The organism is Phenylobacterium sp., from assembly GCF_025351295.1.
Taxonomy (GTDB): Bacteria; Pseudomonadota; Alphaproteobacteria; order Caulobacterales; family Caulobacteraceae; genus Phenylobacterium.
Map to the genome: position 1 here is coordinate 1 of NZ_JANXWD010000158.1, position 24,950 is coordinate 24,950.

Below are 24,950 nucleotides of genomic sequence, written 5' to 3' on the forward strand. Positions count from 1 at the left end.
AGGATGGCGGTGACGCAGGGATTCGAACCCTGGATACGCTTTCACGTATGACGATTTAGCAAACCGTTGCCTTCAGCCACTCGGCCACGTCACCTACCGGCGGGCGCCTGGAGCGTCCGCGGGAGCGGCGGTTCTTAGCGGAGGACGGGGCGTCTGCCTAGCCGCTCGCCGGCGCGACCTTTCGCAGCCGGTCGGCGAGGACGGTGAGCGCGGTTGCGGCGATCAGCAGGCCGAACAGCCAGGGGCCGTGGGCCAGGCCGGTGTCGATCAGGCGGCCGATGAGGTTGTCGACGCCCAGGGTGCGCTCGAAGATCCAGGCGATGGCGGCGATGGCGCAGAAGGCGGCGGCCACCGTGCGGATGGCGGGGTAGCTGCGGGTGCGGGCCATGACGGTGAGCTCCGGCATGACCGCGGCGACCACCGCCAGCTGGACCAGTTCGATGCCCAGGTTGAAGCCCAGGATCGACTGGGCCTTCTGCCAGGGATCCAGGCCGAAGTGGCCGATGACGGTGGCGAAGGCCAGGCCGTGGATCAGTCCGAAACCGGCGGCCACGACAGGCTCGCGCCCGGCGAACAGCGGCCGGGCCGCATGCAGGGCGGAGACCAGGATCGAGATCGCGATCATCACCTCCACCGGCTGGGCGGGCAGCCGCCAGCCCAGGAAGGCGCCGCCGATCAGGGTCACCGAATGGCCGAGGGTGAAAGCGGTCACCACGCGCAGCAGCCGGCCGAGGGTGAAGCGCAGGCCGCCATAGTCGCGCCAGCGCCCGTCGCGGGCGATCAGCGGCGCCGGCAGCAGCAGGGCCATCAGGAACAGCAGGTGGTCGTGGCCCTCGGCGATGTGGCGCATGCCCAGGCCGATCGCCGAGGCGAAGCCGCGCCACGCGCTTTCCGCGCCCCGGTCGACGCGCAAGGTGCGGGCGTCCCATTGCAGGCCGCCCAGCAGGCGCGGCGTCTCGGAAAGCTGGCCGCCCTCGTAGTCGGTGCGCACCAGCACCAGGGCGAAGTGGTTGCGCACCCGGTCGATCACCGCCGAATAGCTGAGGTCGAACCGCCGCATCGAGGCGCCCGGCGCCGGAACCAGTTCCACATGGGCCACAAGGTCGGGCGCCGCGCCGTCGTCGACGATGCGCAGGTCGCGCACGGTCGTGGTCCAGGGGCGCCCGTCCGGCACGCGGGCGGAGATCCGCGGCCGCAGGTAATCGGCGACGCCGGGCGGCGCGGGGCCGGCCCTGGGCGGGATCGGCCGGCCCATGGCGTAGCCCAGCTCGCCCAGCGGGATCACCACCTCGGCCACCACGCGGTCGCGGGCGAAATCCAGGCGGACCTCGGAGTTGGGCGTCAGGTGCGCGGCGGCCGGCGCGGCGGCTGCCAGCAGCAGCGCCAGGGCGAGGAGGAGGAGCCGGCGCACCCTCAATGGCCGAACCAGATCAGGGCGGTGTCGCGGTCCAGGCAGTGCGGATTGATCTTTAGGGCCGCGCGGCGCTCGGCCTCCGCGCCCTTGGCGTCGCCCAGCAGCTCATAGGCCTGGGCGGCGGTGGCGTGCCCGTCGGCAGAGACGAAGGGCGTGTGGTCCAGGGGCTGCAGGATGCGCAGGGCCTCGGCGGGGTCGCGGTTGGCGACATAGGCCGAGGCCAGGGTCACCGCCGAGACGCCGTAGGGCCGCGCCCGGTAGTCCTTCAGCGCCAGGTCCAGCGCACGGGCCGGATCGCCGAACGCCAGCTCGTGCTCCACGGCGTGGCCCCAGGCCGCCTCGGGGATCTGCTGCACCCGCCGCGCCCAGATCGTGCCCGCCCGCGCGGCCCACAGCTCGGCGTGGGCAGAGTCGCCCTCGGCGCGGTAGACGGCGGCCAGGGCGTCCATCACCTCCGGTGCGCCGCTGCGGCCGGCGAGGTCGGTGAAGCGGGCGATTGCCTCGGCGCGGTGGCCGGAGAGCGCCAGCATCTGGGCGCTGTGGGCCTGGGCCAGCCAATAGCCGGGGAACAGGCGCTGGGCCTTGGCGAAGTGGGTCGTGGCGCGGGGCCAGTCGCCGCGCTGGAGTTCGAGCGCGCCGCGCTGGAGCTCCAGGTTGGCCAGGGACTGCGCCTGGGGGAAGCGCATCTCGCGCTCCTGGGCGTCGATCGAGGCCAGGGCGGCGTCGGCCTGGCCGGTGCGGCCCTGGTAGACCGCCTGGCGGAACAGGCTGGGGCTGAAGGTCTTGCCGCCGCTGTACCACCGCCAGGCCAGGGCGTAGCGACCGCGATAGAAGGCCAGGTCGCCGCGCATGCCGGCCACTTCGTCGACGTCCTCCCGCTCCGGAGGCACGGCATAATGGGCGAAGGCCTCGACCATGGCTTCGGCGTGGCCGAGGCGATGCAGGGTGAAGTCCAGGCTGGCCTGGGTCATGTGCGGCCCCGCGCGCGGCGGGGCCAGGGCGAAAGCCCGGTCGAGGGCAGCCTGGGCCTGGGCATAGGCGTCGAAGTCGCCGGTCAGGCGGGCCAGGGCGATCCAGGCGCCGGCCAGGCCCTCCTGGTGCAGCCATTCGTCCGGATGGGCGGCGGCGACCTCGCCGGCCCCCTGCACCCGCTCGCGCGCCTGTTCGAGCGCGGCGTCATAGGTCAGGGGCGCGCCGGCGGCCGGCATGCGGTTCGGGGGCGGCAGCCGCGGCTGCACGGCCAGGGGCAGCGCCACATGCGCCAGGACGGCCAGCACCAGGATCGCCAGCACCGCCAGGGCGGTCCGAACAACCACCGTGCCGCGCCGTTGGTTGGATGGCGCCAAGAGTTGCTCCGCTGGGCGGGCCGGATGACCCGCCGCGCAGGATAGCGGCTAGCTCGGCCTTGTCAGCCTTGCGCGAGCCACTGTCGCGCCTGGCGCTGGGCCTCGGCGACGTCGGCGGACGCCATCTCGTCGGCGATTTCCTTGCGGTAGACCTTGGCCTCGAGCGAACCGCGCATGGCGGCCAGGTTGAACAGCATATGGGCCGAGACGTAGTCGAGCGGCGCGCCGCCCTGGCCCGTGGAATAGAGCAGCCCCATTCGGAACAGCTCATCGCCCGTCGCGCCCGGTTCCGGCAGCGGCAGGCACTTCGTGTCGATGCTCGCCAGCATGGTTGTCACCCTTGTGTTCGGCTGGCCGACCTGGGTTCTCCAAGCCATTCACCAACCTACGATCCCACAAGACCGAGTTCGGACTGAACGTATGGTTAAGGCCGCCGTTGTCCAATCGACAGGAATCGATTGTGAGACAGCACGCCGCACCCGCGGCCGAGTCCCGTTCCACGAGCGCGTTGGGCGAACGGTGTGCCGCCGCGGCCCACGACCTGCCGGGCTTGTTCAGGGACAGTTCAGCCGGGGGGCGCCAGTATCGCGGCCGAATGAAGCGTCTGATCCTCATATCGGCGGCGATCGCCACCCTGGCCGGGGCCCTTCCCCTGGGCGGGCCGGCGGTCGCGCGGGACGACGATCACAAGCGCAGCGAGCCACAGCACCGCCGTGACGGCGACCGCGGCGCGCCGCCGCGGCGCGACGACGGCCGTCGGGTGGAAGATCGTCGGGTGGAAGATCGCCGGGTCGAAGATCGCCGGGTCGAAGATCGGGGCGGGCGCCGCGACGAGCGCGGACCGCCCCGCGACGACCCGCGCCGCGGCCGTGAGGCGTACGACGAGCGCGGGCGCGCCTCAGAAAGCCCCTATCCGCCGCCGGACATCAGGCCGGTCCCGGCCCGGCGCGGCGGCTATCTGCCGGACGTCTATCGCGGCGGCGTGATCCCCGACTACCAGCGCTACCGCCTGCGGCCTCCGCCGCGTGGCTATTCCTGGGTCCGCATCGGCCGGGGGTTCGCCCTGGTGTCGATGGAGGACGGGCGGATCTTCGACGTCATCCCGGACTGACGGCGCCCCGGCGTCCGCGTCGTCCGCGCAACGCCTGTCCGAGCGCCCCGAAGCCCAGCAGCAGCAGGCCCCAGGCCGCGGGCTCCGGCACGCCGCCCGACGACCCGGAGAAGGCGAAATCGGGCAGCGTCGTCCCGGTCAGGTCCAGCAGGTCCAGGGGAACGCTGAAGCTGTCGATCGACGCCGGGTCGGCATAGGCGGTCAGCGTGCTGACCACCCGCAGGTTGGTTCCGGCCCCCAGGGCGGCGGCGACATTGTCGATGGCCAGGCCGCGATAGCGGCCGCCGCCGCCGAACCTGAGCACCGCGCCCGAGCCGCCGAGCGCCTGGAAGTTGCCGTTGCCGGCCGCGGCCAGGACCAGGGGCGCGGTCTGGCCCTGATAGATCCCGTTCAGATAGTAGTTGGAGACCAGCGACACCGCCGACGCCGACCCCGGCGCGGACAGCCGGCCGCCGATTGACAGGTAGCTGCCGAGGTTGCCGAGGAAGCCGCCGCCGTCGACTGTGAAGTTGGCGTCCCAGGAGGAGATCATATACGAGGCCGATCCGCCGGCCGGCGCGGCGTCCGACAGCCGGAAGCCGATCTGCGGCCCGGTGATCAGCGCCTGGCCGGCTCCGAACGGTCCCGACCCGTTGCCGCCGCCGATCTGGAACGAACGCAGCGCCAGGGGCCGGATGCCGGTGTCCAGGATGTTGTGCGGGATCGACGGGTCGGCGGTCAGAAACCCGTGGCCGGGGCTGAGCAGGACGTCGTTGAAGCCGGTGACGTTGTTGGCGCCGAAGATCGGCGCGGGCTGGCCGCCGCCGCCATAGGGGGCCACCCCATAGACGGTGAGGCCGGTTCCGCCGGTGTAGACGATGGCGGCGTCGGCCGCGCCGACGCTGGCCAGAAGTCCCAGGCTGGCGACGGCAAAGGCGAAGGTGTGCAACGACCGCCGGCTCGCGGCGGTTCGGCGGGAAGAGCTGTCGGTTTTCATGGTCGGCTCGCTGAAGGGGGTGAGACGCAAGACCCGCGAGGCGGGCATCGACCCCCGACAGTCGACCTGGGAACAGGGACGCCACGACCGGCGGGCTCAGACGCCGCCCACCCGCGCGGGGCCCGACACCCCGCGACGATCAGCATTAACCCTCGTCGGAATTTCGGACAACGCCGTTCTCCTGAGAGGCGAATCACATCGTCCGTGAAGTGGCGGCGGCGGTCAAAGGCCCAGCTTGGCCCTCAGCAGCTGGTTGACGGCGCCGGGATTGGCCTTGCCGCCGGTCTCCTTCATCACCTGGCCGACGAACCAGCCTATGGCCTGGGGCTTGTCCTTCACCGCGGCGGCCTGGCCGGGGTTGGCGGCGATCAGCGCGTCGACGATGGCCTCCAGGGCGCCGGTGTCGGAGACCTGGCGCAGACCGGCCTTCTCGACCACCTCCGAGGCGGTCCCCTCCCCGGCCCACATGCGCTCGAACACGTCCTTGGCGATCTTGGAGGAGATCACCCCCTCCTCGATCAGCTGGACCAGTTCGGCGATGCCGGCCGGCTTGATGGGGCTGTCTTCGATGTCGAACCCGCCGGCGGTCAGGCGCGCGGCCAAGTCGTTGGTCACCCAGTTGGCTGTCAGCTTGGGGTCACGCCCCCTGGCGGCTTCCTCGTAGAAGTTGGCGCGGGCCTGTTCGATGATCAGCACCCCGGCGTCGTATGCGGTCAGGCCGTACTGTGCCTGCAGCCGCGCCTTCTTGGCGTCCGGCAGTTCCGGCAGGGTCGCCTCGATGGCCTTCACCCAGGCCGGATCCAGCACCAGCGGCAGCAGGTCGGGGTCCGGGAAATAGCGGTAGTCGTGCGCCTCTTCCTTGGAGCGCATGGACCGGGTCTCGTTCTTGCCGGGATCGAACAGGCGGGTCTCCTGGCTGATCGAGCCCCCCTCTTCCAGGATTTCAATCTGCCGGCGGGCCTCGTACTCGATCGCCTGTTGGATATAGCGGTACGAATTGACGTTCTTGATCTCGCAGCGCGTGCCCAGGTGGCTGAAGTCGTCGGTCTCGCGGAACCTCTCGTAGGCGCCTGGGCGGCAAACCGAGACGTTCACGTCGGCGCGCAGGTTGCCCTTCTCCATGTCGCCGTCGCAGGTGCCGAGGTAGATCAGGATGGTCCGGAGCTTCTTCACATAGGCCGCCGCCTCCTCGGCGCAGCGCATATCCGGCCTGGAGACGATCTCCATCAGCGCGGTGCCGGAGCGGTTCAGGTCGACGTAGGTGAAGTTCGGATCCTGGTCGTGCAGGCTCTTGCCGGCGTCCTGCTCCAGGTGCAGCCGCTCGATGCGCACGGTGAAGGTGGAGCCGTCGTCACGCTCAACGATCACCTCGCCCTCGCCGACGACGGGGTCCTTGAACTGGCTGATCTGATAGCCCTGCGGCAGGTCCGGGTAGAAGTAGTTCTTCCGGTCGAAGCGCGACCAGGTGTTTATCTGCGCCTTCAGCCCCAGGCCGGTCTTCACCGCCTGCTCGACGCAGTGGCGGTTGATCACCGGCAGCATGCCGGGCATGGCGGCGTCCACCAGGCTGACCTGGCTGTTCGGCGCGCCGCCGGCGCCCACCGCCGCGCCGGAAAACAGCTTGGCGTTGGAGGCGACCTGGGCATGGACCTCCAGCCCCAGGACGATTTCCCACGGGCCGGTGCGGCCCTGGATCGTTTTCGAATTGGTCTCGCTCATGGCGCGGTACGTAGCGAAACGCGGGCGCAAGCGGAAGCGCGCGCACATGCCCTCTTGCAAAAGCGCCTCGAAATGGCCTCAAGGTTCGCCACGTCTTAACGACGCTCAGACCGGGGAAAAGGAACACCCATGAAGACTCTCGCATTCGCCGCCGCGCTCGCGGTCACCGCGCTCGCCGCGCCGGCCTTCGCCCAAGCCCCGGCCGCCGCGCCGGCCGCGGACATGCCCATGGCCGGCAAGATCTCGGTGGACACCACGCCGATTGGCGACATCATCAAGAACCCGCAGGCCAAGGCCGCGCTGGAAACGGCCCTGCCGGCGATCACCCAGTTCTACGACCAGATCTCGACCATGACCCTGGCCCAGGTCGCCCCGATGAGCCAGGGCGCCCTGGACGACGCCAAGCTGAAGGCGCTGCAAGCCGAGTTCGACAAGATCAAGTAGGGCGGCTACGCGCCATCCCTCCTCTTCAGGGGAGGGAACGACTCGCCGCAGGCGAGCGGGGTGGGGGTCTCGGGTTCGAGCGCTGAGCTTGATCGTCGGTCCCCCACCCGTCTGGCGCTTCGCGCCATCCACCCTCCCCTAAAGAGGAGGGATGATCGTCACCTCACCACCACTTCGCGGGCTTGGCCCTGAAGTCCGCCGCCTTCTCCAGGGCCGAGCCCAGGGAGAACAGCGTCCCCTCGTCCAGGTTGCGCCCGATCAGCTGCAGGCCCAGCGGCAGGCCCTGGGCGTCCAGGCCGGCCGGCACGCTCATGCCCGGCAGGCCGGCCAGGTTCACCGTCACCGTGAAGATGTCGTTCAGGTACATGGCCACCGGGTCATCGGACTTGTCGCCGAGCGCGAAGGCCGCCGACGGCGCGGTCGGCGTCAGCAGGGCGTCGCACGTCAGCCACGCCTGGTCGAAGTCGTCGGCGATGCGGCGGCGGACCTTCAGCGCCTTCAGGTAGTAGGCGTCGTAGTAACCGGCCGAGAGCACATAGGTGCCGATCAGGATCCGGCGCTTGACCTCGGCGCCGAAGCCCTGGGCGCGCGTCTGCTCATAGGTCTCGGTGAGGTTGGCGCCATCGACGCGCAGGCCGTAGCGCATGCCGTCGTAGCGGGCGAGGTTAGACGACGCCTCGGCCGGGGCCACGATGTAGTAGGCCGGGAGCGCATATTTGGTGTGCGGCAGGCTGACCTCGACGATCTCGCAACCGGCGTCCTTCAGCCAGGCGATACCCTGCTCCCACAGCGCGTCGATCTCCGGCGGCATGCCGTCGACGCGGTACTCCTTGGGAATACCGACCCGCAGCCCCTTGACGGACTTGCCACAGAAGCTCGCGAAATCAGGGACTCCGGCGTCGATGCTGGTCGAGTCCTTGGGATCGTGGCCGGCCATCGAGGTCAGCAGGATCGCCGTATCCTCGACCGACCGCGCCATCGGTCCCGCCTGGTCCAGCGACGAGGCGAAGGCCACGATGCCCCAGCGGGAACAGCGGCCGTAGGTCGGCTTCACACCCACCGTGCCGGTGAACGCCGCCGGCTGGCGGATCGAGCCGCCGGTGTCGGTGGCCGTCGCCCCCAGGCACAGCTCCGCCGCCACCGCCGAGGCCGAGCCGCCCGACGAGCCGCCCGGGGTCAGCGCGGCGTTGCCGCCGGCCGAACGCCAGGGGTTGATCACCGGCCCCCAGGCCGAGGTCTCGTTGGACGAGCCCATGGCGAACTCGTCCATGTTGAGCTTGCCCAGCATCACCGCCCCGTCGCGCCACAGGTGGCTGGTGACCGTGCTCTCGTAGGTGGGCTTGAAGCCGCGCAGGATCATCGAGCCGGCGGTCGACTCCACGCCTTCGGTGCAGAACAGGTCCTTGATCCCCAGCGGCGCGCCGTCCAGCGGCCCGGCCTCGCCCCGCGCCCGGCGCGCGTCGGAGGCCCGCGCCATCTCCACGGCCTTGTCCGGCGTCTCGACCACGAAGGCGTTCAGCGCCCGCGACCCCTCGATGGCGCCAAGGTGCGCGCGGGTGATCTCTTCCGAGGAGAAGCGCTTGGCGGCCAGCCCGTCGAGGGCGGCCTTCAGGGTCAGTCCGGTCAGGTCGGACATCACTCGACCACCTTCGGCACCACGAAGAAGCCGCGTTCGGTGCGTGGCGCATTGCCCAGCACCCGGGCCGCGTCGCCGCCCTCGGTGACCACGTCGTCGCGCATCGGCAGGGTCATGGCCACCGACGTGGTCATCGGCTCGACGCCATCGGTGTCGACCTCGTTCAGCTGTTCGATCCAGCTGATGATGCCGTTCAGCTCGCGGGCCAGCGGCTCCAGCTTCTCCTCCGGCTCGGCGATGCGCGCCAGCCTCGCGACCTTGCGTACGGTCGCCGCGTCGATGGCCATGGGCCCTCCTGCAGTCAGGCGCGTGGGTTAGCCGTGCGGGGGGGCACATTGCAAGCTAAGGGTGGCCGATGCCCGTCGTGGACCTGATCGAACTGCCCGCCCTGCTGCCGCGCCACGTCCCGGTCGTGGGCCTCGACCTCGGCGAGAAGACCATCGGCGTGGCGGTGTCGGACATCGGCCGCTCGATCGCCAGCCCGCTGGAGACCATCCGCCGCACCAAATTCAACGGCGACGCGGCGGCGCTGTTCACGCTGATGGAGAGCCGCGGGGCCGGCGGCATCGTCATCGGCCTGCCGGTGAACATGGACGGCACAGAGGGCCCGCGCTGCCAGTCCAGCCGCGCCTTCGCCCGCAACCTCTTCCGCCTCAGGGACCTGCCCATCGCCTTCTGGGACGAGCGGATGAGCTCGATGGCGGTCAACCGGATGCTGATCGACGAGGCCGACGTCTCCCGTGCCCGCCGCGCCGAGCTGGTCGACAAGGCCGCCGCCGCGTGGATCCTGCAGGGGGCTCTGGACCGCCTGCGCAACGCCGCCCTCTAGCGGCCGCCCTACAGCCCGCCGGCGAACAGGTCGCGCTTGCCGATCTGGACGCCCTTGGAGCGCAGGATCGCGTAGGCGATCGACAGGTGGAAATAGAAGTTGGTGGTGGAGAAGCCGGTCAGCCACTGGCCCGCGCCGAAGGTCGGCGACATCTGGCCGAGGTCGACGGTGAGCGCGACGTCGTCGCGGCCCTCGAACTGCTCGGGCCTGAGCCCCGCCAGATGCGCCTTGGCCGCCGCCAGCGCCGCCTGCAGCTCGGCGACGCGCTGCGGGCCTTCGAGGGTGGGCAGCATCTCGACCCCGGCGGCCCGCGCCGGCCACTGCCCGGCGAAGTTCGCCACGGCCTGGATCTGGTTGCGCAGCGGGAACATGTCGTCGATCAGCCGCCATTCCAGCATGTCCGCCTCGGAGACGCCGGTCGCCTGGGCGTGCTCGGCGCCCTTGGCGAGGATGTGCGCGGCGGTGTCGAGCAGGCGCGAATACATGCCGACGAAGGTGTAGAGATTGACCGTCACGCGTTTCCCCCGGGTTCTTGCGGACCGGGCCGTGAGAGCGCCGACCGTCGGCACTGCTATGGCCCACGGCGACGCTTGGCGAAAGGCGCCGCGGCCGCTGCCTCACTTTTCACCTGCCGATTGCAAGTTGGCGGCCTGCGACCTGGGGCATTGCAGGGCGACCGGCGTTCTGCCACAATTCGTGCAGGGCGTATTTCCTGCAGTTTTCCGGACAACAAGCGGTAGCCAAATGGCTGACGGCGCTCAAGAATCCCTGCTGCGATACAGCGCTTTCATCAGCTACAGCAGCGCCGACGTCGCTGTCGCCAAGCGCCTGCACCGCCAGCTCGAGATGTACCGGCTGCCCCGCCGCCTGGTCGGCAAGGCCCGCTCCGCCCAGCTGCGCGGACGCCGCCTGAAGCCCATCTTCCGCGACCTCGCCGACCTCAGCGCCGAACACGACCTGACCTCCGCCATCCGCGAGGCGCTGGCGCAGTCTGAGAACCTGATCGTCCTGTGCTCACCCAACTCCGCGAAGTCGGAGTGGGTGGGGCGGGAGATCGAGTACTTCCGGGCGCTACATGGCGACGGCCGGATCCGGGCGGCGCTGATCGAGGGATCGGCGGGGACGTCGTTCCACCCGGCGCTGCTTAAGAAGACCCGCGGCGCGCCGGTAGAACCGCTGGCGGCGGATTTCACGAAGGGCGGGCGCGGCTGGCGGCTCGGGAAGCTCAAGCTGATGGCCGGGCTGGCAGGCGCGCAGCTGGACGAGCTGATCCAGCGGGATGCGCAGCGGCGGATGCAGGTGGTGGTCGGCCTAGCAGTGGGCGTCGTGGTGACGCTGGGGGTCATCATCGCGCTGATGGCTGTAGCGATGGGTGCCAGCGCTGAAGCCGAGAAGCAGCGCCGGCAGGCGACTGGGCTAGTCGATTATATGCTCACGGACCTACGGGCGAAAGCAAAGAGGTCAGGTCGACTGGAAGAGTTAGCTGCCGTGAACGATGGGGCGCTGAGGTACTATCAGAACCAAGACCTCAGCCATCTCCCTGAGGACGCGCTGCGCCAACGCGCGAAGCTCTTGCAGGCAATGGGCGAGGATGATCAGAAGCGGGGGCAAATCCAACGCTCCCGAACTGAGATCCAAGAGGCGCACCGCACGACCGCCGCTCTTCTCGCTGCGAAGCCGAACGACCCAAAGCGCCTTTTCGCACATGCTCAGAGCGAATATTGGCTAGGCTTCATCAACTGGCGCGCTGGCGACGGCGCGACTGCCCGAGCCAAATTCGAAGCGTACGCGCGTCTTGCCCAACGATTGGTGGAGATCGAGCCAAACAACGCTGACTGGCAGCATGAGGTTGCATACTCAGAGCTAAACCTTGGAATGCTGGCATTACGTCAAGAGGGTGACGCCACCACAGCAGAAACACATTTCTACAGATCGTTTCTTAAAATGGGCGCCATTGCCCAGAAGAATCCGAGCGATGTCGAACTCCAACGTGATGTTATTGATGCCCTAGCGTGGCTGGCCGACAGCCAGCGGGTCCAAAGACGATACAAGGCCGCACTCGATCACAGAGCTGATCAGAGGCGTATAATTGATCGACTACTCGCCGAGGATCCTCGCAACAGAGAAGTCTGGATGGATTTCCTGAACAACGAGCTGGCGACCGCTCGTCTCGAAGCTGATCTAGGTCGTTTTCGACCAGCTCTCGAACGCCTTCAAAATGGTCTCTATGTTGCGCATCGAATGATTCATGACGATCCTCAAAATATAGAGATCGCTAAACAGGCTCGTGGGTTTGAACTATTTCGAATTCGAACGATGTTAATGCTTCCACGAGGCGAACGACCTCGTAAAAATTATATAATTCGTCAACTTGGAGACTGTAATCCGTCTGATTCAGCACGAATAGATCATGAGATAGTGAATTTTTGTGCCGCCCTCAAAGAGCGCATTGCTAATTCTTATGGAGGATCCAACGCTGATGCAACGAAATCGCATTCGTTTGACAATATGCAGATCGGTGAAATCTATTCTGCTCGGTGGGGACTTCATTATTCCAGTGAAATCCAGCCCGACAAATAGTCAATTATTGCTAAATTGTACTCGGACTAGGTCAATATTTTGGTTTGCCTCTCTATTTGTTATCTTGCTTTCAATTAGTATTCCCGTCAACTCAGAAACGTATATTCCGCCCAGGCGCCAAGTCGCATCTCAGTTTTTCCTTTTATCTAGTCCAACACTTAGAATATGCGACACTCACAGCGTAGTAAAAGATGCTGTCTATATCGTACTGTGGGATATACTAGACAATGGATCTATAGTTAATTCTTTAGTTCTTCACTATTCTGTAAATGACCATGGAAACGCGAAAGATTATATATTGCTTCCGCCGCCAGTTTTATTGGACACTAGCACCCCTGACTATACGCCGGCAGATTTTTCTGCATTCGACTATTTACATGGTTCGGAATATGAATATACCCATGGATTCAAGCAACTAGTTCTGATTGAAATACGGATCAAGGCGAAAGGTTTCAGTTTTCAGTCAGGAGATAATCCTGTGGTAACGAACTCACAGTATCACGGCGAAATGTTTTGCGTGAAGAAGGCCTTCAATGTTGGAAAGAACGAAACAACAGTTCAATTCTACGTTGAAACAATCGATCCAGACGTAAATGGAGACCCTTATATCGGTAGTTATTTTCTCAGACTGAATAAAAATGGCAGTCCGGTGAATTACTTACTTGATCCAAATGTAAAAAACACGGGTTAATTGACTATTTCATTCTACCTTCGGACTTCACATCCCTTCTACACTGTTCTCGTCGACGATAACGTCTTGATTGAAATTGTAGATTTACAATACCCCGAAATGATACTTTAGCGCCATGCCCAACTCCCTCCGCTACAGCGCCTTCATCAGCTACAGCAGCGTCGACACCGCGTTTGCCGCCCGCCTGCATCGCGACCTGGAGGCCTACCGCCTCCCCCGCCGCCTGGCGCAGCTAGCGCACCCGGGCCAGCTTCGGCGCGGCCGGCTGAAGCCGCTGTTCCATGACACCTGGGACCTGAACGCCGCGCATGACCTGCCGGCGGCCCTGCGGGAGGCGATTGCGCAGTCGGAGAGCCTGATCGTGGTCTGTTCGCCGGCGGCGGCGACGTCGGACTGGGTGGGGCGGGAGATCGAGCTGTTCCGGGCGCTGCATGGCGACGGGCGGATCCGGGCGGCGCTGATCGAGGGGGATATGGCGACGTCGTTCCCCCCGGCCCTGCTGGGCGGCCAGGGCGGGCCGGTGATGGAGCCGCTGGCGGCGGACTTCCGGCGCGGCGCCAGCGCGCGCAAGCTGGGCACGCTGAAGCTGGTCGCGGCCCTGGCCGGGGTCGAGCTGGACGAGCTGATCCAGCGCGACGCCCAGCGGCGGACGCGCCGCGTGGTGGCCCTGGCCGGGGCGAGCGTGGCGGCCATGGCGGTGGTCAGCGTGCTGGCGGTCGCGGCGGTAACGGCGCGCGAGGCGGCGCGGCTGCAGCAGGCGCGGACCGAGGGGCTGAACGAGGTGATGCTGACCGACGTGCGCTCGCGGCTGAAGCGCACCGGGCGGCTCGACCTGCTGTCGACGGTCAACGAGGCGGTGCTGAATTACTACCGCGACCAGAACGACCTCTCCGACAGCGCCCAGGAACAGCGGGCGCGGCTGTTGCAGGCCATGGGCGAGGACGACGAGAAGCGCGGCAACCTGGAAACCGCCGCGGCCCGGTTCGCCGAGGCGCGGCGGATCACCGTGGCCCTGCTGGCCGCCAGCCCGCAGGACCCCAAGCGGATCTTCGGCCAGGCCCAGAGCGAGTACTACCTGGGCTTCATCGCCTGGCAGCGCGGCGACGGCGTAGCGGCGCGGCGCGGGTTCGAGGCCTATGCCGCCCTGGCCCAGCAGCTGGTGCGCAAGGACCCGAGCAACATCGACTGGCTGATGGAGACCGCCTACGCGGAGAGCAACCTCGGCATGCTGGCGCTGCGCCAGGCCGGCGACGCGCCCACGGCGGAGCGCCACTTCACCACCGCGCTGTCGACGCTGCAGGCGGCCGCGAACAGCAAGCCGCGCGACGTGGACCGCCAGCTGGAGGTGGCCGACGGCTATGCCTGGCTGGCCGACACCGAGCGGGTGCGCGGCGACCTGGCCGGCGTGGCGGCCAACCGCACGGCGCAGCGGCGGATCATCGACGCCCTGCTGGCCGCCGACCCGCTGAACGTCGCCGCCCGCACCGCCATGCTGAGCAACGAGCTGGCCATGGCGCGCCTGGACGCCGCACGGGGCCAGTACGGCGCGGCGATCGCCCGACTGGACCGCGGCCGCGCCGACGCCGTGGCGGTGATGAAGAGCGCGCCCGGCAACGCCGAGGTGGCCAGCCAGGCCCGCGCCTTCGAGCTGTTCAAGGTGCGCACCCTGCTGGCCGGGCCGGCCGAGCGGCGGCCGTCGCCGCGTGCGCTGGCCAAGGTGCTGGGCCCCTGCGAGCCCCGGGCTGGCGGGACCAGCGACCACGAGATCGCCGACTTCTGTACGGTCCTGCACGCCCGCATCCTGGCCCTTCAGGGCGATCGGCGCGGGGCCAGCCGGGCGCTGGCGATGCTGGCGATCTCGCCGAAGGGGGATGCCTATTCGGCGCGCTGGGGCCTGAACCTCGCCGATGAGGCGCGGCTGGCCGGGCAGAGCACGGCGCAAGCTTCGCGATAGGGCCTTGCGCTTCGCGCGCCACACGCACTCAATCGCGGCCGACTCAACGCAAGGGAGAGCCGCATGAGAGCGCTCGGCTGGTCGACGGGGATCGCCGCGGCGGCGTCCCTGGTCGCGGGATACCACGGCCCGGCGAAGCCGCCGCCGGGGCCGGTACCGCGCCCGACCGGGGTGGCCAGGCCGGCCTTCAGCCTGATCAACAAGGCCTGCCCGCCCCTGCCGGCCAACCTGCCGGCCGTCAGGATCAGCATCTCCGATGTCTCGCCCAAGCACATCGGCCATGAGACGGCCCTGTTCGCCGCCAACAAGGACGGAACCCGCAGCACCGGCGACCGCCTGCGGCGGATCCCCGAGGTCCAGCTCCCGGTCTCCGATCCGACCCGGCTCGACCTGGACGCCGACCCGTTCCTGAAGAAGCCGGGGGACGTCCTGCTGATCGAGCTGGAGCTGACCGATCCCGACGCCAGCTTCTCCGGCGGTTCATCGGCCCTGACCATCGGCAACGACGACGGCAAGGCGATGTTCTGCGTCAAGGACCCGGCGAACGGCATCAACCCGAAGCCGGAGGACCGGATCGTGCGGTTCTACGCCCGCTACGTGGCGTCCAACCGCCCGCGGCTGGCCAAGTTCAACATCTTCGTGCTGGTCAAGGACCGGGACGGGCCTTTCCGCACGCCGGTGGTGCTGGACCCCAAGGTGCACAACAGCGGCTGATGGCGCTTGGCTCGGGCGGCGGCTGCGCCTAAGACGCCGCTTCGATGGATGCCGCGCCCCCCGGTCTGAACGAGGTCCTGCAGCGGACCTTCTCCTTTCCCAAGCGCCATTTCCTGTCGGCCACCGACCTCAACGAGGTCGAGGTGGCCAACCTGCTGGACCTGGCCGACGGCTTCGTCAGCCTGAACCGCCAGACCCGCAAGAAGCTCGACCTGCTCAAGGGTCGCACGCTGATGAACCTGTTCTTCGAGAACTCGACCCGCACCCAGAGCTCGTTCGAGCTGGCCGGCAAGCGGCTGGGCGCCGACGTCGTCAACATGAGCCCGCGGTCGTCGGCGATGTCCAAGGGCGAGACCCTGATCGACACCGCGGTGACGTTGAACGCCATGCAGCCCGACCTGCTGGTGGTGCGCCACGCCTCGTCCGGCGCGGCCAGCCTGCTGTCGCAGAAGGTCGGCTGCTCGGTGATCAACGCCGGCGACGGCCAGCACGAGCATCCAACCCAGGCGCTGCTGGACGCGCTCTCGATGCGCCGCGCCTTCGGCCACATCGCCGGGCTGCGGGTGGCGATCTGCGGCGACGTGGCCCACTCGAGGGTGGCGCGCTCCAACATCGCCATGCTGCAGATGCTGGGCGCCGAGGTGCGGCTGGTGGGCCCGCCGACCCTGATCCCGCCGGCCGCCGAGCGCTGGAACGTGTCGATCTTCCATGACATGCGCGAGGGCATCGCCGGCTGCGACGTGGTGATGATGCTGCGCCTGCAGCTGGAGCGGATGGACGGGGTGATGGCGCCCTCGCCGCGCGAATATTTCCGCTTCTTCGGTCTCGACCGCGAGAAGCTGGCCTATGCCGCGCCGCACGCGCGGGTGATGCACCCGGGGCCGATGAACCGCGGCGTGGAGATCGACTCCGAGGTCGCCGACGACCTGTCGGTCAGCCTGATCCAGGACCAGGTGGAGATGGGCGTGGCGGCGCGGATGGCGGTGCTGACCTCGCTTGCCGCGCGCCTGGAAAACGACCGATGACCCTCCTTCGCCAAGGCTTCGGAGGGCAAGCCCTCGCCTCGGGACCCGTCCTGCGAAGCTCCGCCAGGAGCGAAGCAGGATGACCCGCCCTCTCGCTTTCACCAACGCCCGGCTGGTCGATCCGGCGTCGGGCTATGACGGCCCCGGCGCGGTGATCGTGACCGAGGGGGTGATCGCCGACGTGACCCGCGCGCCGGGCCTGGGCTCACTGTCGCCGGACGTCGAGGTGATCGACCTGGGCGGCGCGCTGCTGATCCCGGGGCTGATCGACATCCGGGTGAAGACCGGCGAGCCGGGCTCCGAGCCCAAGGAGACGCTGAAGTCCGCCGCCCTGGCCGCCGCCGCCGGCGGGGTCACAACCATCGTCGTCCAGCCCGACACCCACCCGGTGATGGACGAGCCGGCGGTGGTCGACTTCATCCTGCGCCGGGCCCGCGACATCGAGCTGGTCAAGGTGTTCCCGGCCGGCGCCGCCACCAAGGGCTGCGAGGGCCAGCGGATGGCCGAGATCGGCCTGATGCACGAGGCCGGCTGCCTCTATGTGACCGACGCCGACCGTCCGATCGTGGATTCCAAGGTGCTGCGCCGGGTGCTGAGCTACGCCAAGGCGTTCGGCGTGCCGGTCTCGCACCGCCCGGCCGACCCGTGGCTCTCGGCCGGCGCGGTGGCCAGCGAGGGGGAGTTCGCGGCGCGGATGGGGCTGCCGTCCGTCCCCGCCATCGCCGAGCGGATCATGCTGGAGCGCGACCTGGCCCTGGTGGAGCTGACCGGCGCGCCGCTGATCGTCGACCAGGTGACCACGGCGGCGGCGTTAGAAAGCCTCAAGCGAGGGATCGCGCGCGGCCTGCCCGTGACCGCCACCACCTCGATCAACCACCTGTCGTTCAACGAGATCGACATCGGCGACTACCGCACCTTCTGCAAGCTGGACCCGCCGCTGCGCTCCGAGGACGACCGTCAGGCGGTGATCGACGCCGTGGCCTCGGGCCTGATCCAGGTGGTGGTCTCCGCCCACGCCCCCGCGCCGGCCGAGGACAAGCGCTTGCCGTACGATGAGGCTGCGCCGGGCGCCGTGGGCCTGCAGACCCTGCTGGCCGCGTTGCTGGGCTTCCACCACGAGGGCCGCATCCCGCTGATCGACCTGATCCGCACGGTGACCATCGCCCCGGCCGACCTGCTGGGCCTGGCCGCCGGCCGCATCGCCAAGGGCGCCCCGGCCGACCTGGTGGTCTGCGACCTCGACGCCCCGATCGTCATCGACGCCGACAAGCTGGTCTCGAAGTCGAAGAACTCCCCGTTCGACGGCCGCCGGCTGCAGGGCAAGGTCCTGCGCACCCTGGTGGATGGCCGGACGGTGTACAGCGCCTGATCGTCGTCTCCGCCCGCGGAGGACGATCCCGCGCCGGCCTGCACGTCCCGGTTCCGGCGCGGCGCGGGACGCGCTAGGACTCCCGCCAAGAGGGAGCGTTCATGTCCGAATCCTTGGGCCCGGTGCTGATCGGGGCGGCGCTGATCGGCGGCTATCTGCTGGGATCGATCCCGTTCGGGGTGATCGCCACGCGCATCGGCGGCGCGGGGGACATCCGGCAGGTCGGCTCCGGCAATATCGGCGCGACCAATGTGCTGAGGACCGGTCGCAAGGACCTGGCGCTGCTCACCCTGCTGGGCGACGGCGGCAAGGGCGCCGTGGCGGTGCTGCTGGCCTGGCTGGCCACGCGGAACGGCACGGCCGAGCAGCAGGCGGTGCTGACCTCGCTGGCGGCGGGGGCGGCGTTCCTGGGGCACCTGTTCCCGGTGTGGCTGAAATTCAAGGGCGGCAAGGGCGTGTCGACCTTCCTCGGCGCCCTGCTGGCGGCAGCGTGGCCGGTGGGGCTGGTGGCGGCGGCGACCTGGCTGATCGTGGCCTTCGTGTTCCGGTTCTCGTCGCTGGCCGCCCTGGTGGCGGTGGCCCTGGCCCCGGCTGTCGCGCTGCTGCTGGGCCGGCCGCACGCCATCGCCCTGCTGGCCCTGTTCATGGCGCTGCTGGTCTACGTCCGTCACGAGGACAACATCCGCCGCCTGCTGAAGGGCCAGGAGCCGCGCATCGGCGCCAAGACATCGCCGACGGCGGGCCACAACGGTGGGCCGACACTACCCCCAGAGCTGTACAGGGACGACGGGACCCCGGAGGCGTGACGCGGCGGCTCTCCGATCTGCAGCAGCGCGACTGGCTGCGGCTGGCCCGGACGGAGAACGTCGGGCCGGTCACCTTCGACCAGCTGATCGCCCGCTTCGGCGAGGCGTCCCGGGCGCTGGCCGCCCTGCCCGACCTGGCCCGGCGCGGCGGGCGGATGGGCGGGATCAGGATCGCCAGCGAGGCCCAGGTCGACCAGGAGCTGGCCGCCGGCGCGGCCCTGGGCGCCCGGCTGATCTGCGCCTGCGAGCCGGACTTCCCGCCGGCGCTGGCCGCCCTCGACCCGCCGCCGCCGCTGATCTGGGTGCGGGGCAATGTGGACCTGCTGGACCGGCAGACGGTGGCGGTGGTGGGCGCCCGCGTGGCGTCGGCCGCCGGCCAGCGCTTCGCCCGCGGCCTGGCCGCCGAGCTGGGCGGGGCGGGCCACGTCATCGTCTCCGGCATGGCGCGCGGCATCGACGCCGCGGCCCACGAGGGCGCGATGCCGACCGGCACCGTGGCCGTTCTGGGTGGCGGCATCGACGACGTCTATCCGCCCGAACACCGCGACCTCTACGCCCGCATCTGCGAGACCGGCTGCGTGGTCTCGGAGAACGAGCCCGGCCGCACGGCGGTGGCCCGCGACTTCCCGCGCCGCAACCGGATCATCGCCGGCCTGTCGCGCGCCGTGGTGGTGGTCGAGGCGGAGTTCCGCTCCGGCTCGCTGATCACCGCGCGCCTCGCCGCCGAGCAGGGGCGCGAGGTGCTGGCGGTGCCGGGCTCGCCGCTGGACCCGCGCGCCAAGGGGACCAACGACCTGATCCGCCAGGGCGCCGCGATCTGCGAGGGCGCCGAGGATGTGCTGCGCGCCCTGGAGGGTCTGCGCGGGTTCCGCGAGCCGGACCGGACCCCGTTCCAGGACGCGCCGGCGGAGCCCGACGAGGCCCTGCGCGAACGGCTGGCCGACCTGCTGTCGCCGACGCCGGTGTCGCGCGACGAACTGGTCCGCGCCGCACAGGCGCCGGCGCCGGCGGTGTTCGCGGCGCTGATGGAGCTGGCCCTGGCCGGCCGCGCCGAACTGCTGCCGGGCGGCATGGTCGCGACGCCCTGAGACTCGCGCCGCGTTGGAAATGGGCTAGAGGACTGCCAACAGTCCGGGGAGTTCCATGCTCAGCCTCATCCTCGCCGCCGCGGCCGCCGTTGTCGCCGCCGCGCCGACCAGCGTCCATCAGTACGACGGCCTGGCGCTCTCGCCCGCCGGCGACCTGATCGCCACCGTCGACAGCGTCGACGTGGCCGGCCGGCATGAAACGCCGCACGGCCATGTGGTGGTCCGCGGCCGGGTCGACAGCGTGATCGTCGGCGAGTTCGATCCCTGCCCGGCCTGTCGCTATGGCGCGCCCACCTGGTCGCCGGATGGCGCGGCCCTGGCCTTCGTCGCCACCGACCGCCGCATCGGCCAGGCCAGCATCATGATCGCCGAGGCCGGCAAGCTGCGGACGGCCGCGACGTTCCGGGGCCTGCTGGCCACGCCGCGCTGGTCGCCGGACGGCAGGACCCTGGCGGTGCTGGCCACCGCCGACCCACACAAGGAGACAGGCGCGACCCAGGCCGGCGCGGCCCGGGTGGGCGAGATCGACGCCGCCCCCGACGAGCGGCGGATCGCCGTGCTGCCCGCGGCCGGCGGGCCGGTCCGGATGGTCTCGCCGGGCGACCGGTTCGTCTACGAGTACGACTGGACCCCGGACAGCCGCGGCTTCGTCGCCACCGACGCCAGGGGCGACGGCGACAACAACTGGTGGATCGCCCGGCTCGAGGCCGTCGACCTGGTCAGCGGCGCGGCCCGCGAGATCGCCGCGCCGCACGTCCAGCTGGACCAGCCGCGGGTGTCGCCGGATGGCCGGACGGTGGTGTTCATCGGCGGGCTGATGAGCGACTTCGGGCCGGTGGGCGGCGACCTCTACGCCGTGCCATTCGCCGGCGGGACGCCCGTGAACGTGACCCCTGGGTTCAAGGGCAGCTTCTCGGCCCTGAGCTGGAAGGCTGGCGGCCTCTACGCCACCGCCCTGACCGGCGAGATGCATGCCCTGTTCGCCGTCGATCCAGCCAGCGGGAAGCTGAAGCCGCTGTGGTCCGAGGCCACGCACGTCGGCTCCGGCGACGGCGGCCTGGCGCTGAGCGCTGACGGGCAGACGTTCGCCGCCATGCGCGAGAGCTTCGCCGTCGCGCCACAGATCGCGGCCGGGCCGACGGGCACGCTGGCCCAGGTCACGCACGACAACGACGCCATGGTCGCCGACGGCGCCGCCCGCAGCGTCACCTGGAAGAACGAGGGCTTCGACGTCCAGGGCTGGCTGCTGGCCCCGCCAAACGTCCAGCCCGGCAAGACCTATCCGATGGCGGTGCTGGTGCACGGCGGCCCGTCCTCGGCCTCGGACCCGCGGTTCGTCTGGGAGGGCACTACGCACGCCCTGCTGGCGCACGGCTACTATGTGTTCATGCCCAACCCACGCGGCTCGCACGGCCAGGGCCAGGCCTTCACCCGCGCCAACGTCCAGGACTTCGGCGGCGGCGACCTGCGCGACATCCTGGCCGGCGTCGACGCGGTGGAAAAGGTCGCGCCGGTCGACGACAAGCGCCTGGCGGTCATGGGCGGCTCGTACGGGGGTTTCATGACCATGTGGGCGGTGACCCATACCGACCGCTTCAAGGCGGGCGCGGCGGGCGCGGGGATCGCCAACTGGATCAGCTACTACGGCCAGAACGGCATCGACCAGTGGATGGTCCCGTTCTTCGGCGGCACCGCCTACGACAACCCGGCCGTCTACGACCGGCTCTCCCCGATCCGCTCGATCCGTGCGGCAAAGACCCCTACCTTCATCTATGTCGGCGAGCGCGACGTGGAGTGCCCGCCGGCCCAGTCGCTGGAGTTCTGGCACGGGCTGAAGGCGGTGGGCGTGCCGACATCGCTGGTGATCTATCCGGGCGAGGGCCACGGCCTGCGCGATCCGATGAACCAGCGCGACGTCGAACAGCGCACCCTCGCCTGGTTCGACCGGTATCTGGGCGATTGACGGCGCCTTCGACGGGCTGCGGCAAGAAACAGCCCCTTAAGGGGCTTGCAGATAGGTGTCAGCAGGGCCGTTGACAGGCCACGGGGACCGCCCCCACCTTCCGCGCTCTTTTGGACCAGACACGGCATAAATGAAGCTCGTTATCGTTGAGAGCCCGGCCAAGGCCAAGACCATCAACAAGTACCTGGGCTCGGACTTCAAGGTGCTCGCCTCCTATGGCCACGTCCGCGACCTTCCCGCGAAGGACGGCTCCGTGCGCCCGGACGAGGACTTCGACATGTCCTGGGAGGTCGACGCCAAGGCGGCCAAGCGGCTCAGCGAGATCGCCGACTACGCCAAGGGCGCCGACCGCCTGATCCTGGCCACCGACCCCGACCGCGAGGGCGAGGCGATCTCCTGGCATGTGCTGGAGATCCTCAACAAGAAGCGCGGCCTGAAGGATATCCCGGTCGAGCGGGTGGTGTTCAACGCCATCACCAAGACGGCCGTGACCGAGGCCATGGCCAATCCGCGCCAGCTCGACATGGAGCTGGTCCGCGCCTACCTGGCCCGCCGCGCCCTCGACTATCTGGTCGGCTTCACACTGTCGCCGGTGCTGTGGCGCAAGCTGCCTGGCGCGCGCTCGGCCGGCCGCGTGCAGTCGGTTGCGCTGCGCATCGTGGTCGACCGCGAGCTGGAGATCGAGCGGTTCAGGACCCAGGAATACTGGACCGTCGAGGTCGAGGTCACGGCCAACAGCGACCCGTTCACAGCCCGCCTGGCCAAGCACCAGGGCAAGCGACTCACCAAGTTCGACCTGGGCGACGAGGCCGCCGCCTTCGCCGCCCGCGACGCAGTCAAGGCCGCTACGTTCAAGGTCTCGTCGCTGGAGCGCAAGCCGGGCCGCCGCTCGCCGCCACCGCCCTTCACCACCTCCAGCCTGCAGCAGGAGGCGTCGCGCAAGCTGGGCTTCAATGCGCAGCGGACCATGCAGGCCGCCCAGAAGCTCTATGAGGGCATCGACATCGGCGGCGAGACCGTGGGTCTGATCACCTACATGCGGACCGACGGCGTGCAGACCGCGCCGGAAGCCCTGGACGAGGCGCGCGCGGTGATCGGCGGGCTCTACGGCAAGGCATATGTGCCGGAGAAGGCGCGGATCTATTCCACCAAGGCCAAGAACGCCCAGGAGGCGCACGAGGCGATCCGCCCCACCAGCCTGGACCGCAACCCCGGCAAGATGCGGCTCGATGGCGACCTCGGCCGGCTCTACGAGCTGATCTGGAAGCGGATGATCGCCTCGCAGATGGAGAGCGCGCGCGTCGAGCGCACCACCATCGACCTGGACTCCGCGGACGGGCAGACCGGCCTGCGCGCCTCGGGCGTGGTGATCACCTTCGACGGCTACCTCGCGGTCTACGAGGAAGGCCGCGACGACCCGGGCGACGAGGAGGGTGGCCGCCTGCCGCAGGTCGCCGAAGGGGCCGCCGCCCAGGTGCGCGGGGCCAAGGCCGACCAGCACTTCACCGAGCCGCCGCCACGCTATTCCGAAGCCAGCCTGGTCAAGAAGCTGGAGGAACTCGGCATCGGCCGGCCCTCGACCTACGCCTCGATCCTGACCGTGCTGCGCGACCGCGCCTATGTGCGGATGGCGAAGCAGCGGTTCGTGCCCGAGGATAAGGGCCGCCTGCTGACCGCCTTCCTGGAGGAGTATTTCGGCCGCTACGTCGAGTACGATTTCACCGCGGCGCTGGAAGAACGCCTGGACCTGGTGTCGGCCGGCGACCTCGACTGGAAGGTGCTGCTGCGCGAGTTCTGGGCCGAGTTCAACGCCAAGGTCGGCGAGACCACCGAGCTGCGGATGAGCGACGTGCTGACCGCGCTGGACCGCACCCTGGGCCCGCACCTGTTCCCCGACAAGCCGGACGGTTCCGATCCCCGCGCCTGCCCCACCTGCGGCACGGGCCGGATGGGCCTGAAATCCAGCAAGTACGGCCCGTTCCTGGGCTGCTCGAACTATCCGGAATGCCGCCACACGCGGCCGCTGACGGTGGCCGAAGAGGGCGAAGAAGGCGCGACCGGCGACCGCGAACTGGGGACCGACCCGGTGACCGGCGAGACCGTGTTCCTCAAGACCGGCCGCTTCGGCGTCTACGTCCAGCTGGGCGAGGGCGAGAAGCCAAAGCGCTCCAGCCTGCCCAAGGGCTGGTCCGCCCCGGACATGGACCTGGAGAAGGGCCTGCGCCTGCTGCGCCTGCCCCGCGAGGTCGGCAATCACCCTGAGGACGGCAAGCCCATCCTGGCCGGCATCGGCCGCTTCGGGCCGTTCGTGCTGCATAACGGGACCTACGCCAACCTGCCGAACGCCGACGAGGTGTTCGACGTCGGCCTGAACCGTGCCGTCGACCTGATCGCCACCAAACGCGCCGGCCGCCGGCCGGAAGCCTCGGCCCTGGCCGACCTGGGGGCCCACCCGGTGGACGGCCAATCGATCCGCGTGCTCAGCGGCCGCTACGGCCCCTACATCAAGCACGGGTCCACCAACGCCAACGTCCCGCGCGGCGCCGACCCGCTGACGGTGACCCTGGAGCAGGCCGTGGCCCTGATCGCCGAGCGCGCGGGCAAACCCTCCGCCGGCGGCAAGAAGAAGCCGGCCCGCGCAGCCAAGGCCAAGGCGGCGCCGAAAACAGCGGCGGCGAAGAAGGCCCCTGCGAAGAAGAAGCCCGTGGCGGCCAAGAAGAAGGCCCCCGCCAAGAAGGCCACGGCCGGCAAGCCCGCGACTAGCACGATCACGGACGACGACGCACCCTTCTGAGCCCGTTTAACCCGCCCAGTCTCGTCAACTCCGGCTACGCTCCATGCTAAAGCGGTCACGCTCTAGGGCAATCGTCAGCGGCCCAGGGCCATCTCGAAAACCAGGGTGTCGAACGCGGCGACCTGTTCCTCTTTTTCGGGCTTTTTCGGCCTGTCGAAAATGACGGTGAGTGGCGCTTCGTCGGAAAGCCGGAGCATCGGATTTGGGGATGGCTCCAGATCAGCGAAATCATCGACCTCGGGAGGGATGGTTCGGAAGCCGTGGCTGCCTATCCTTGGCTAAAGGATCACCCCCACGCGCGCGCCCAACAGGAGCCGCGCAATGCCCGCTATGTCGCATTGGACCAACTCATACCAATCGCCGCTGACGCTGACTCAGGGGATTCCCTTGAGGGCCGAACAGTGATTCACGCTGGTTGTCCGAGAGGAGGGCGTGATGGGCTCTGTGGTGGTGTTGCGGGAGGATTTCGACGCGGTGTCGGTTCGCCGGCT

General features: G+C 69.0%; 21 protein-coding genes, 1 tRNA gene and 1 pseudogene. 14 read left to right on the top strand and 9 right to left on the bottom strand.

Annotated elements, in window-relative coordinates; all coding sequences use genetic code 11:
* Positions 1–4 precede the first annotated feature (4 nt).
* The 4 genes from Q0R13_RS21320 to Q0R13_RS21335 form a co-directional block, all read right to left on the bottom strand.
* Positions 5–94, bottom strand: a tRNA-Ser gene (locus tag Q0R13_RS21320).
* 63 nt (positions 95–157) lie between these two features.
* Positions 158–1,411, bottom strand: a complete 1,254-nt coding sequence (locus Q0R13_RS21325; protein ID WP_293907752.1) for a HupE/UreJ family protein — start codon at positions 1,409–1,411, stop codon at positions 158–160.
* A gap of 2 nt (positions 1,412–1,413) precedes the next feature.
* Positions 1,414–2,760, bottom strand: coding sequence for a hypothetical protein (locus Q0R13_RS21330; RefSeq protein WP_293907754.1), 1,347 nt, complete (start codon positions 2,758–2,760; stop codon positions 1,414–1,416).
* A gap of 62 nt (positions 2,761–2,822) precedes the next feature.
* Positions 2,823–3,089, bottom strand: coding sequence for a sel1 repeat family protein (locus Q0R13_RS21335; RefSeq protein ID WP_293907756.1), 267 nt, complete (start codon positions 3,087–3,089; stop codon positions 2,823–2,825).
* Positions 3,090–3,355: 266 nt separating this feature from the next.
* Between Q0R13_RS21335 and Q0R13_RS21340 the strand changes: the two genes are divergently transcribed.
* Positions 3,356–3,871 carry an RcnB family protein gene (locus Q0R13_RS21340; RefSeq protein ID WP_293907758.1) on the top strand — a complete coding sequence of 172 codons (516 nt, stop codon included), beginning with the start codon at positions 3,356–3,358 and terminating at the stop codon, positions 3,869–3,871.
* Here the strand turns inward: Q0R13_RS21340 and Q0R13_RS21345 are convergent.
* Together Q0R13_RS21345 and gatB are read right to left on the bottom strand one after the other, a co-directional pair.
* Positions 3,858–4,847: a PEPxxWA-CTERM sorting domain-containing protein gene (locus Q0R13_RS21345; protein WP_293907760.1), complete on the bottom strand. Its 990-nt coding sequence runs from the start codon at positions 4,845–4,847 to the stop codon at positions 3,858–3,860. The genes Q0R13_RS21340 and Q0R13_RS21345 overlap by 14 nt on opposite strands.
* Before the next feature lie 222 nt (positions 4,848–5,069).
* The gene (gene gatB / locus Q0R13_RS21350) at positions 5,070–6,566 is read right to left on the bottom strand and encodes an Asp-tRNA(Asn)/Glu-tRNA(Gln) amidotransferase subunit GatB (protein WP_293907762.1); all 1,497 of its coding nucleotides are present in this window, start codon (positions 6,564–6,566) and stop codon (positions 5,070–5,072) included.
* A gap of 129 nt (positions 6,567–6,695) precedes the next feature.
* Here gatB and Q0R13_RS21355 point away from each other — a divergent pair, with 129 nt between their 5' ends.
* Complete coding sequence (locus tag Q0R13_RS21355; RefSeq protein ID WP_293907764.1) at positions 6,696–7,010, top strand: hypothetical protein; 315 nt, start codon at positions 6,696–6,698, stop codon at positions 7,008–7,010.
* A 163-nt stretch (positions 7,011–7,173) separates the two neighbouring features.
* On the opposite strand, the gene gatA is transcribed toward Q0R13_RS21355, so the two are convergent.
* Together gatA and gatC are read right to left on the bottom strand one after the other, a co-directional pair.
* A complete protein-coding gene (gatA, locus tag Q0R13_RS21360) occupies positions 7,174–8,646 on the bottom strand; it encodes an Asp-tRNA(Asn)/Glu-tRNA(Gln) amidotransferase subunit GatA (RefSeq protein WP_293907766.1) in 1,473 nt (490 codons plus the stop codon).
* Positions 8,646–8,933, bottom strand: coding sequence for an Asp-tRNA(Asn)/Glu-tRNA(Gln) amidotransferase subunit GatC (gene gatC / locus Q0R13_RS21365; RefSeq protein ID WP_293907768.1), 288 nt, complete (start codon positions 8,931–8,933; stop codon positions 8,646–8,648). Before gatC ends, gatA begins: the two co-directional genes overlap by 1 nt.
* 68 nt (positions 8,934–9,001) lie before the next feature.
* On the opposite strand from gatC, the gene ruvX reads away from it, so the two are divergent.
* A complete protein-coding gene (gene ruvX / locus Q0R13_RS21370; RefSeq protein WP_293907770.1) occupies positions 9,002–9,475 on the top strand; it encodes a Holliday junction resolvase RuvX in 474 nt (157 codons plus the stop codon).
* Between the two features lie 8 nt (positions 9,476–9,483).
* Here ruvX and Q0R13_RS21375 read toward each other — a convergent pair whose 3' ends face one another.
* Positions 9,484–9,990 carry a DUF1993 domain-containing protein gene (locus Q0R13_RS21375; RefSeq protein WP_293907772.1) on the bottom strand — a complete coding sequence of 169 codons (507 nt, stop codon included), beginning with the start codon at positions 9,988–9,990 and terminating at the stop codon, positions 9,484–9,486.
* A gap of 229 nt (positions 9,991–10,219) precedes the next feature.
* Here Q0R13_RS21375 and Q0R13_RS21380 point away from each other — a divergent pair, with 229 nt between their 5' ends.
* The 11 genes and pseudogenes from Q0R13_RS21380 to Q0R13_RS22680 form a co-directional block, all read left to right on the top strand.
* On the top strand, positions 10,220–12,055 hold the full coding sequence (locus Q0R13_RS21380) for a toll/interleukin-1 receptor domain-containing protein (protein WP_293907774.1): 1,836 nt from the start codon (positions 10,220–10,222) through the stop codon (positions 12,053–12,055).
* A 298-nt stretch (positions 12,056–12,353) separates the two neighbouring features.
* Positions 12,354–12,746: a hypothetical protein gene (locus Q0R13_RS21385; protein ID WP_293907776.1), complete on the top strand. Its 393-nt coding sequence runs from the start codon at positions 12,354–12,356 to the stop codon at positions 12,744–12,746.
* Positions 12,747–12,861: 115 nt separating this feature from the next.
* Positions 12,862–14,700 (top strand): toll/interleukin-1 receptor domain-containing protein, encoded by a 1,839-nt coding sequence (locus tag Q0R13_RS21390; RefSeq protein ID WP_293907778.1) that lies wholly within the window; start codon positions 12,862–12,864, stop codon positions 14,698–14,700.
* 63 nt (positions 14,701–14,763) lie between these two features.
* Positions 14,764–15,414 carry a hypothetical protein gene (locus tag Q0R13_RS21395; RefSeq protein WP_293907780.1) on the top strand — a complete coding sequence of 217 codons (651 nt, stop codon included), beginning with the start codon at positions 14,764–14,766 and terminating at the stop codon, positions 15,412–15,414.
* A gap of 44 nt (positions 15,415–15,458) precedes the next feature.
* Positions 15,459–16,439, top strand: a complete 981-nt coding sequence (locus Q0R13_RS21400) for an aspartate carbamoyltransferase catalytic subunit (protein WP_293907782.1) — start codon at positions 15,459–15,461, stop codon at positions 16,437–16,439.
* Positions 16,440–16,518: 79 nt separating this feature from the next.
* Positions 16,519–17,808, top strand: a complete 1,290-nt coding sequence (gene pyrC / locus Q0R13_RS21405; RefSeq protein ID WP_293907784.1) for a dihydroorotase — start codon at positions 16,519–16,521, stop codon at positions 17,806–17,808.
* 101 nt (positions 17,809–17,909) lie between these two features.
* Positions 17,910–18,614 carry a glycerol-3-phosphate 1-O-acyltransferase PlsY gene (gene plsY, locus Q0R13_RS21410; protein ID WP_293907786.1) on the top strand — a complete coding sequence of 235 codons (705 nt, stop codon included), beginning with the start codon at positions 17,910–17,912 and terminating at the stop codon, positions 18,612–18,614.
* A complete protein-coding gene (gene dprA / locus Q0R13_RS21415) occupies positions 18,611–19,702 on the top strand; it encodes a DNA-processing protein DprA (RefSeq protein WP_293907788.1) in 1,092 nt (363 codons plus the stop codon). Before plsY ends, dprA begins: the two co-directional genes overlap by 4 nt.
* Before the next feature lie 55 nt (positions 19,703–19,757).
* Positions 19,758–21,665, top strand: a complete 1,908-nt coding sequence (locus Q0R13_RS21420; protein WP_293907790.1) for a S9 family peptidase — start codon at positions 19,758–19,760, stop codon at positions 21,663–21,665.
* A gap of 130 nt (positions 21,666–21,795) precedes the next feature.
* Positions 21,796–24,459: a type I DNA topoisomerase gene (gene topA, locus Q0R13_RS21425; RefSeq protein WP_293907792.1), complete on the top strand. Its 2,664-nt coding sequence runs from the start codon at positions 21,796–21,798 to the stop codon at positions 24,457–24,459.
* Between the two features lie 119 nt (positions 24,460–24,578).
* Positions 24,579–24,950 (top strand): annotated as a pseudogene (locus Q0R13_RS22680) (hypothetical protein); the annotation flags it as partial.

Excerpts from the sequence above, each read along its gene's own strand:
- Q0R13_RS21335 (WP_293907756.1), bottom strand. The coding sequence starts at position 3,089 with ATGCTGGCGAGCATCGACACGAAGTGCCTGCCGCTGCCGGAACCGGGC.
- Q0R13_RS21340 (WP_293907758.1), top strand. The coding sequence starts at position 3,356 with ATGAAGCGTCTGATCCTCATATCGGCGGCGATCGCCACCCTGGCCGGG.
- Q0R13_RS21345 (WP_293907760.1), bottom strand. The coding sequence starts at position 4,847 with ATGAAAACCGACAGCTCTTCCCGCCGAACCGCCGCGAGCCGGCGGTCG.
- gatB (WP_293907762.1), bottom strand. The coding sequence starts at position 6,566 with ATGAGCGAGACCAATTCGAAAACGATCCAGGGCCGCACCGGCCCGTGG.
- Q0R13_RS21355 (WP_293907764.1), top strand. The coding sequence starts at position 6,696 with ATGAAGACTCTCGCATTCGCCGCCGCGCTCGCGGTCACCGCGCTCGCC.
- gatA (WP_293907766.1), bottom strand. The coding sequence starts at position 8,646 with ATGTCCGACCTGACCGGACTGACCCTGAAGGCCGCCCTCGACGGGCTG.
- gatC (WP_293907768.1), bottom strand. The coding sequence starts at position 8,933 with ATGGCCATCGACGCGGCGACCGTACGCAAGGTCGCGAGGCTGGCGCGC.
- ruvX (WP_293907770.1), top strand. The coding sequence starts at position 9,002 with ATGCCCGTCGTGGACCTGATCGAACTGCCCGCCCTGCTGCCGCGCCAC.
- Q0R13_RS21380 (WP_293907774.1), top strand. The coding sequence starts at position 10,220 with ATGGCTGACGGCGCTCAAGAATCCCTGCTGCGATACAGCGCTTTCATC.
- Q0R13_RS21390 (WP_293907778.1), top strand. The coding sequence starts at position 12,862 with ATGCCCAACTCCCTCCGCTACAGCGCCTTCATCAGCTACAGCAGCGTC.
- Q0R13_RS21395 (WP_293907780.1), top strand. The coding sequence starts at position 14,764 with ATGAGAGCGCTCGGCTGGTCGACGGGGATCGCCGCGGCGGCGTCCCTG.
- Q0R13_RS21400 (WP_293907782.1), top strand. The coding sequence starts at position 15,459 with ATGGATGCCGCGCCCCCCGGTCTGAACGAGGTCCTGCAGCGGACCTTC.
- pyrC (WP_293907784.1), top strand. The coding sequence starts at position 16,519 with ATGACCCGCCCTCTCGCTTTCACCAACGCCCGGCTGGTCGATCCGGCG.
- plsY (WP_293907786.1), top strand. The coding sequence starts at position 17,910 with ATGTCCGAATCCTTGGGCCCGGTGCTGATCGGGGCGGCGCTGATCGGC.
- Q0R13_RS21420 (WP_293907790.1), top strand. The coding sequence starts at position 19,758 with ATGCTCAGCCTCATCCTCGCCGCCGCGGCCGCCGTTGTCGCCGCCGCG.
- topA (WP_293907792.1), top strand. The coding sequence starts at position 21,796 with ATGAAGCTCGTTATCGTTGAGAGCCCGGCCAAGGCCAAGACCATCAAC.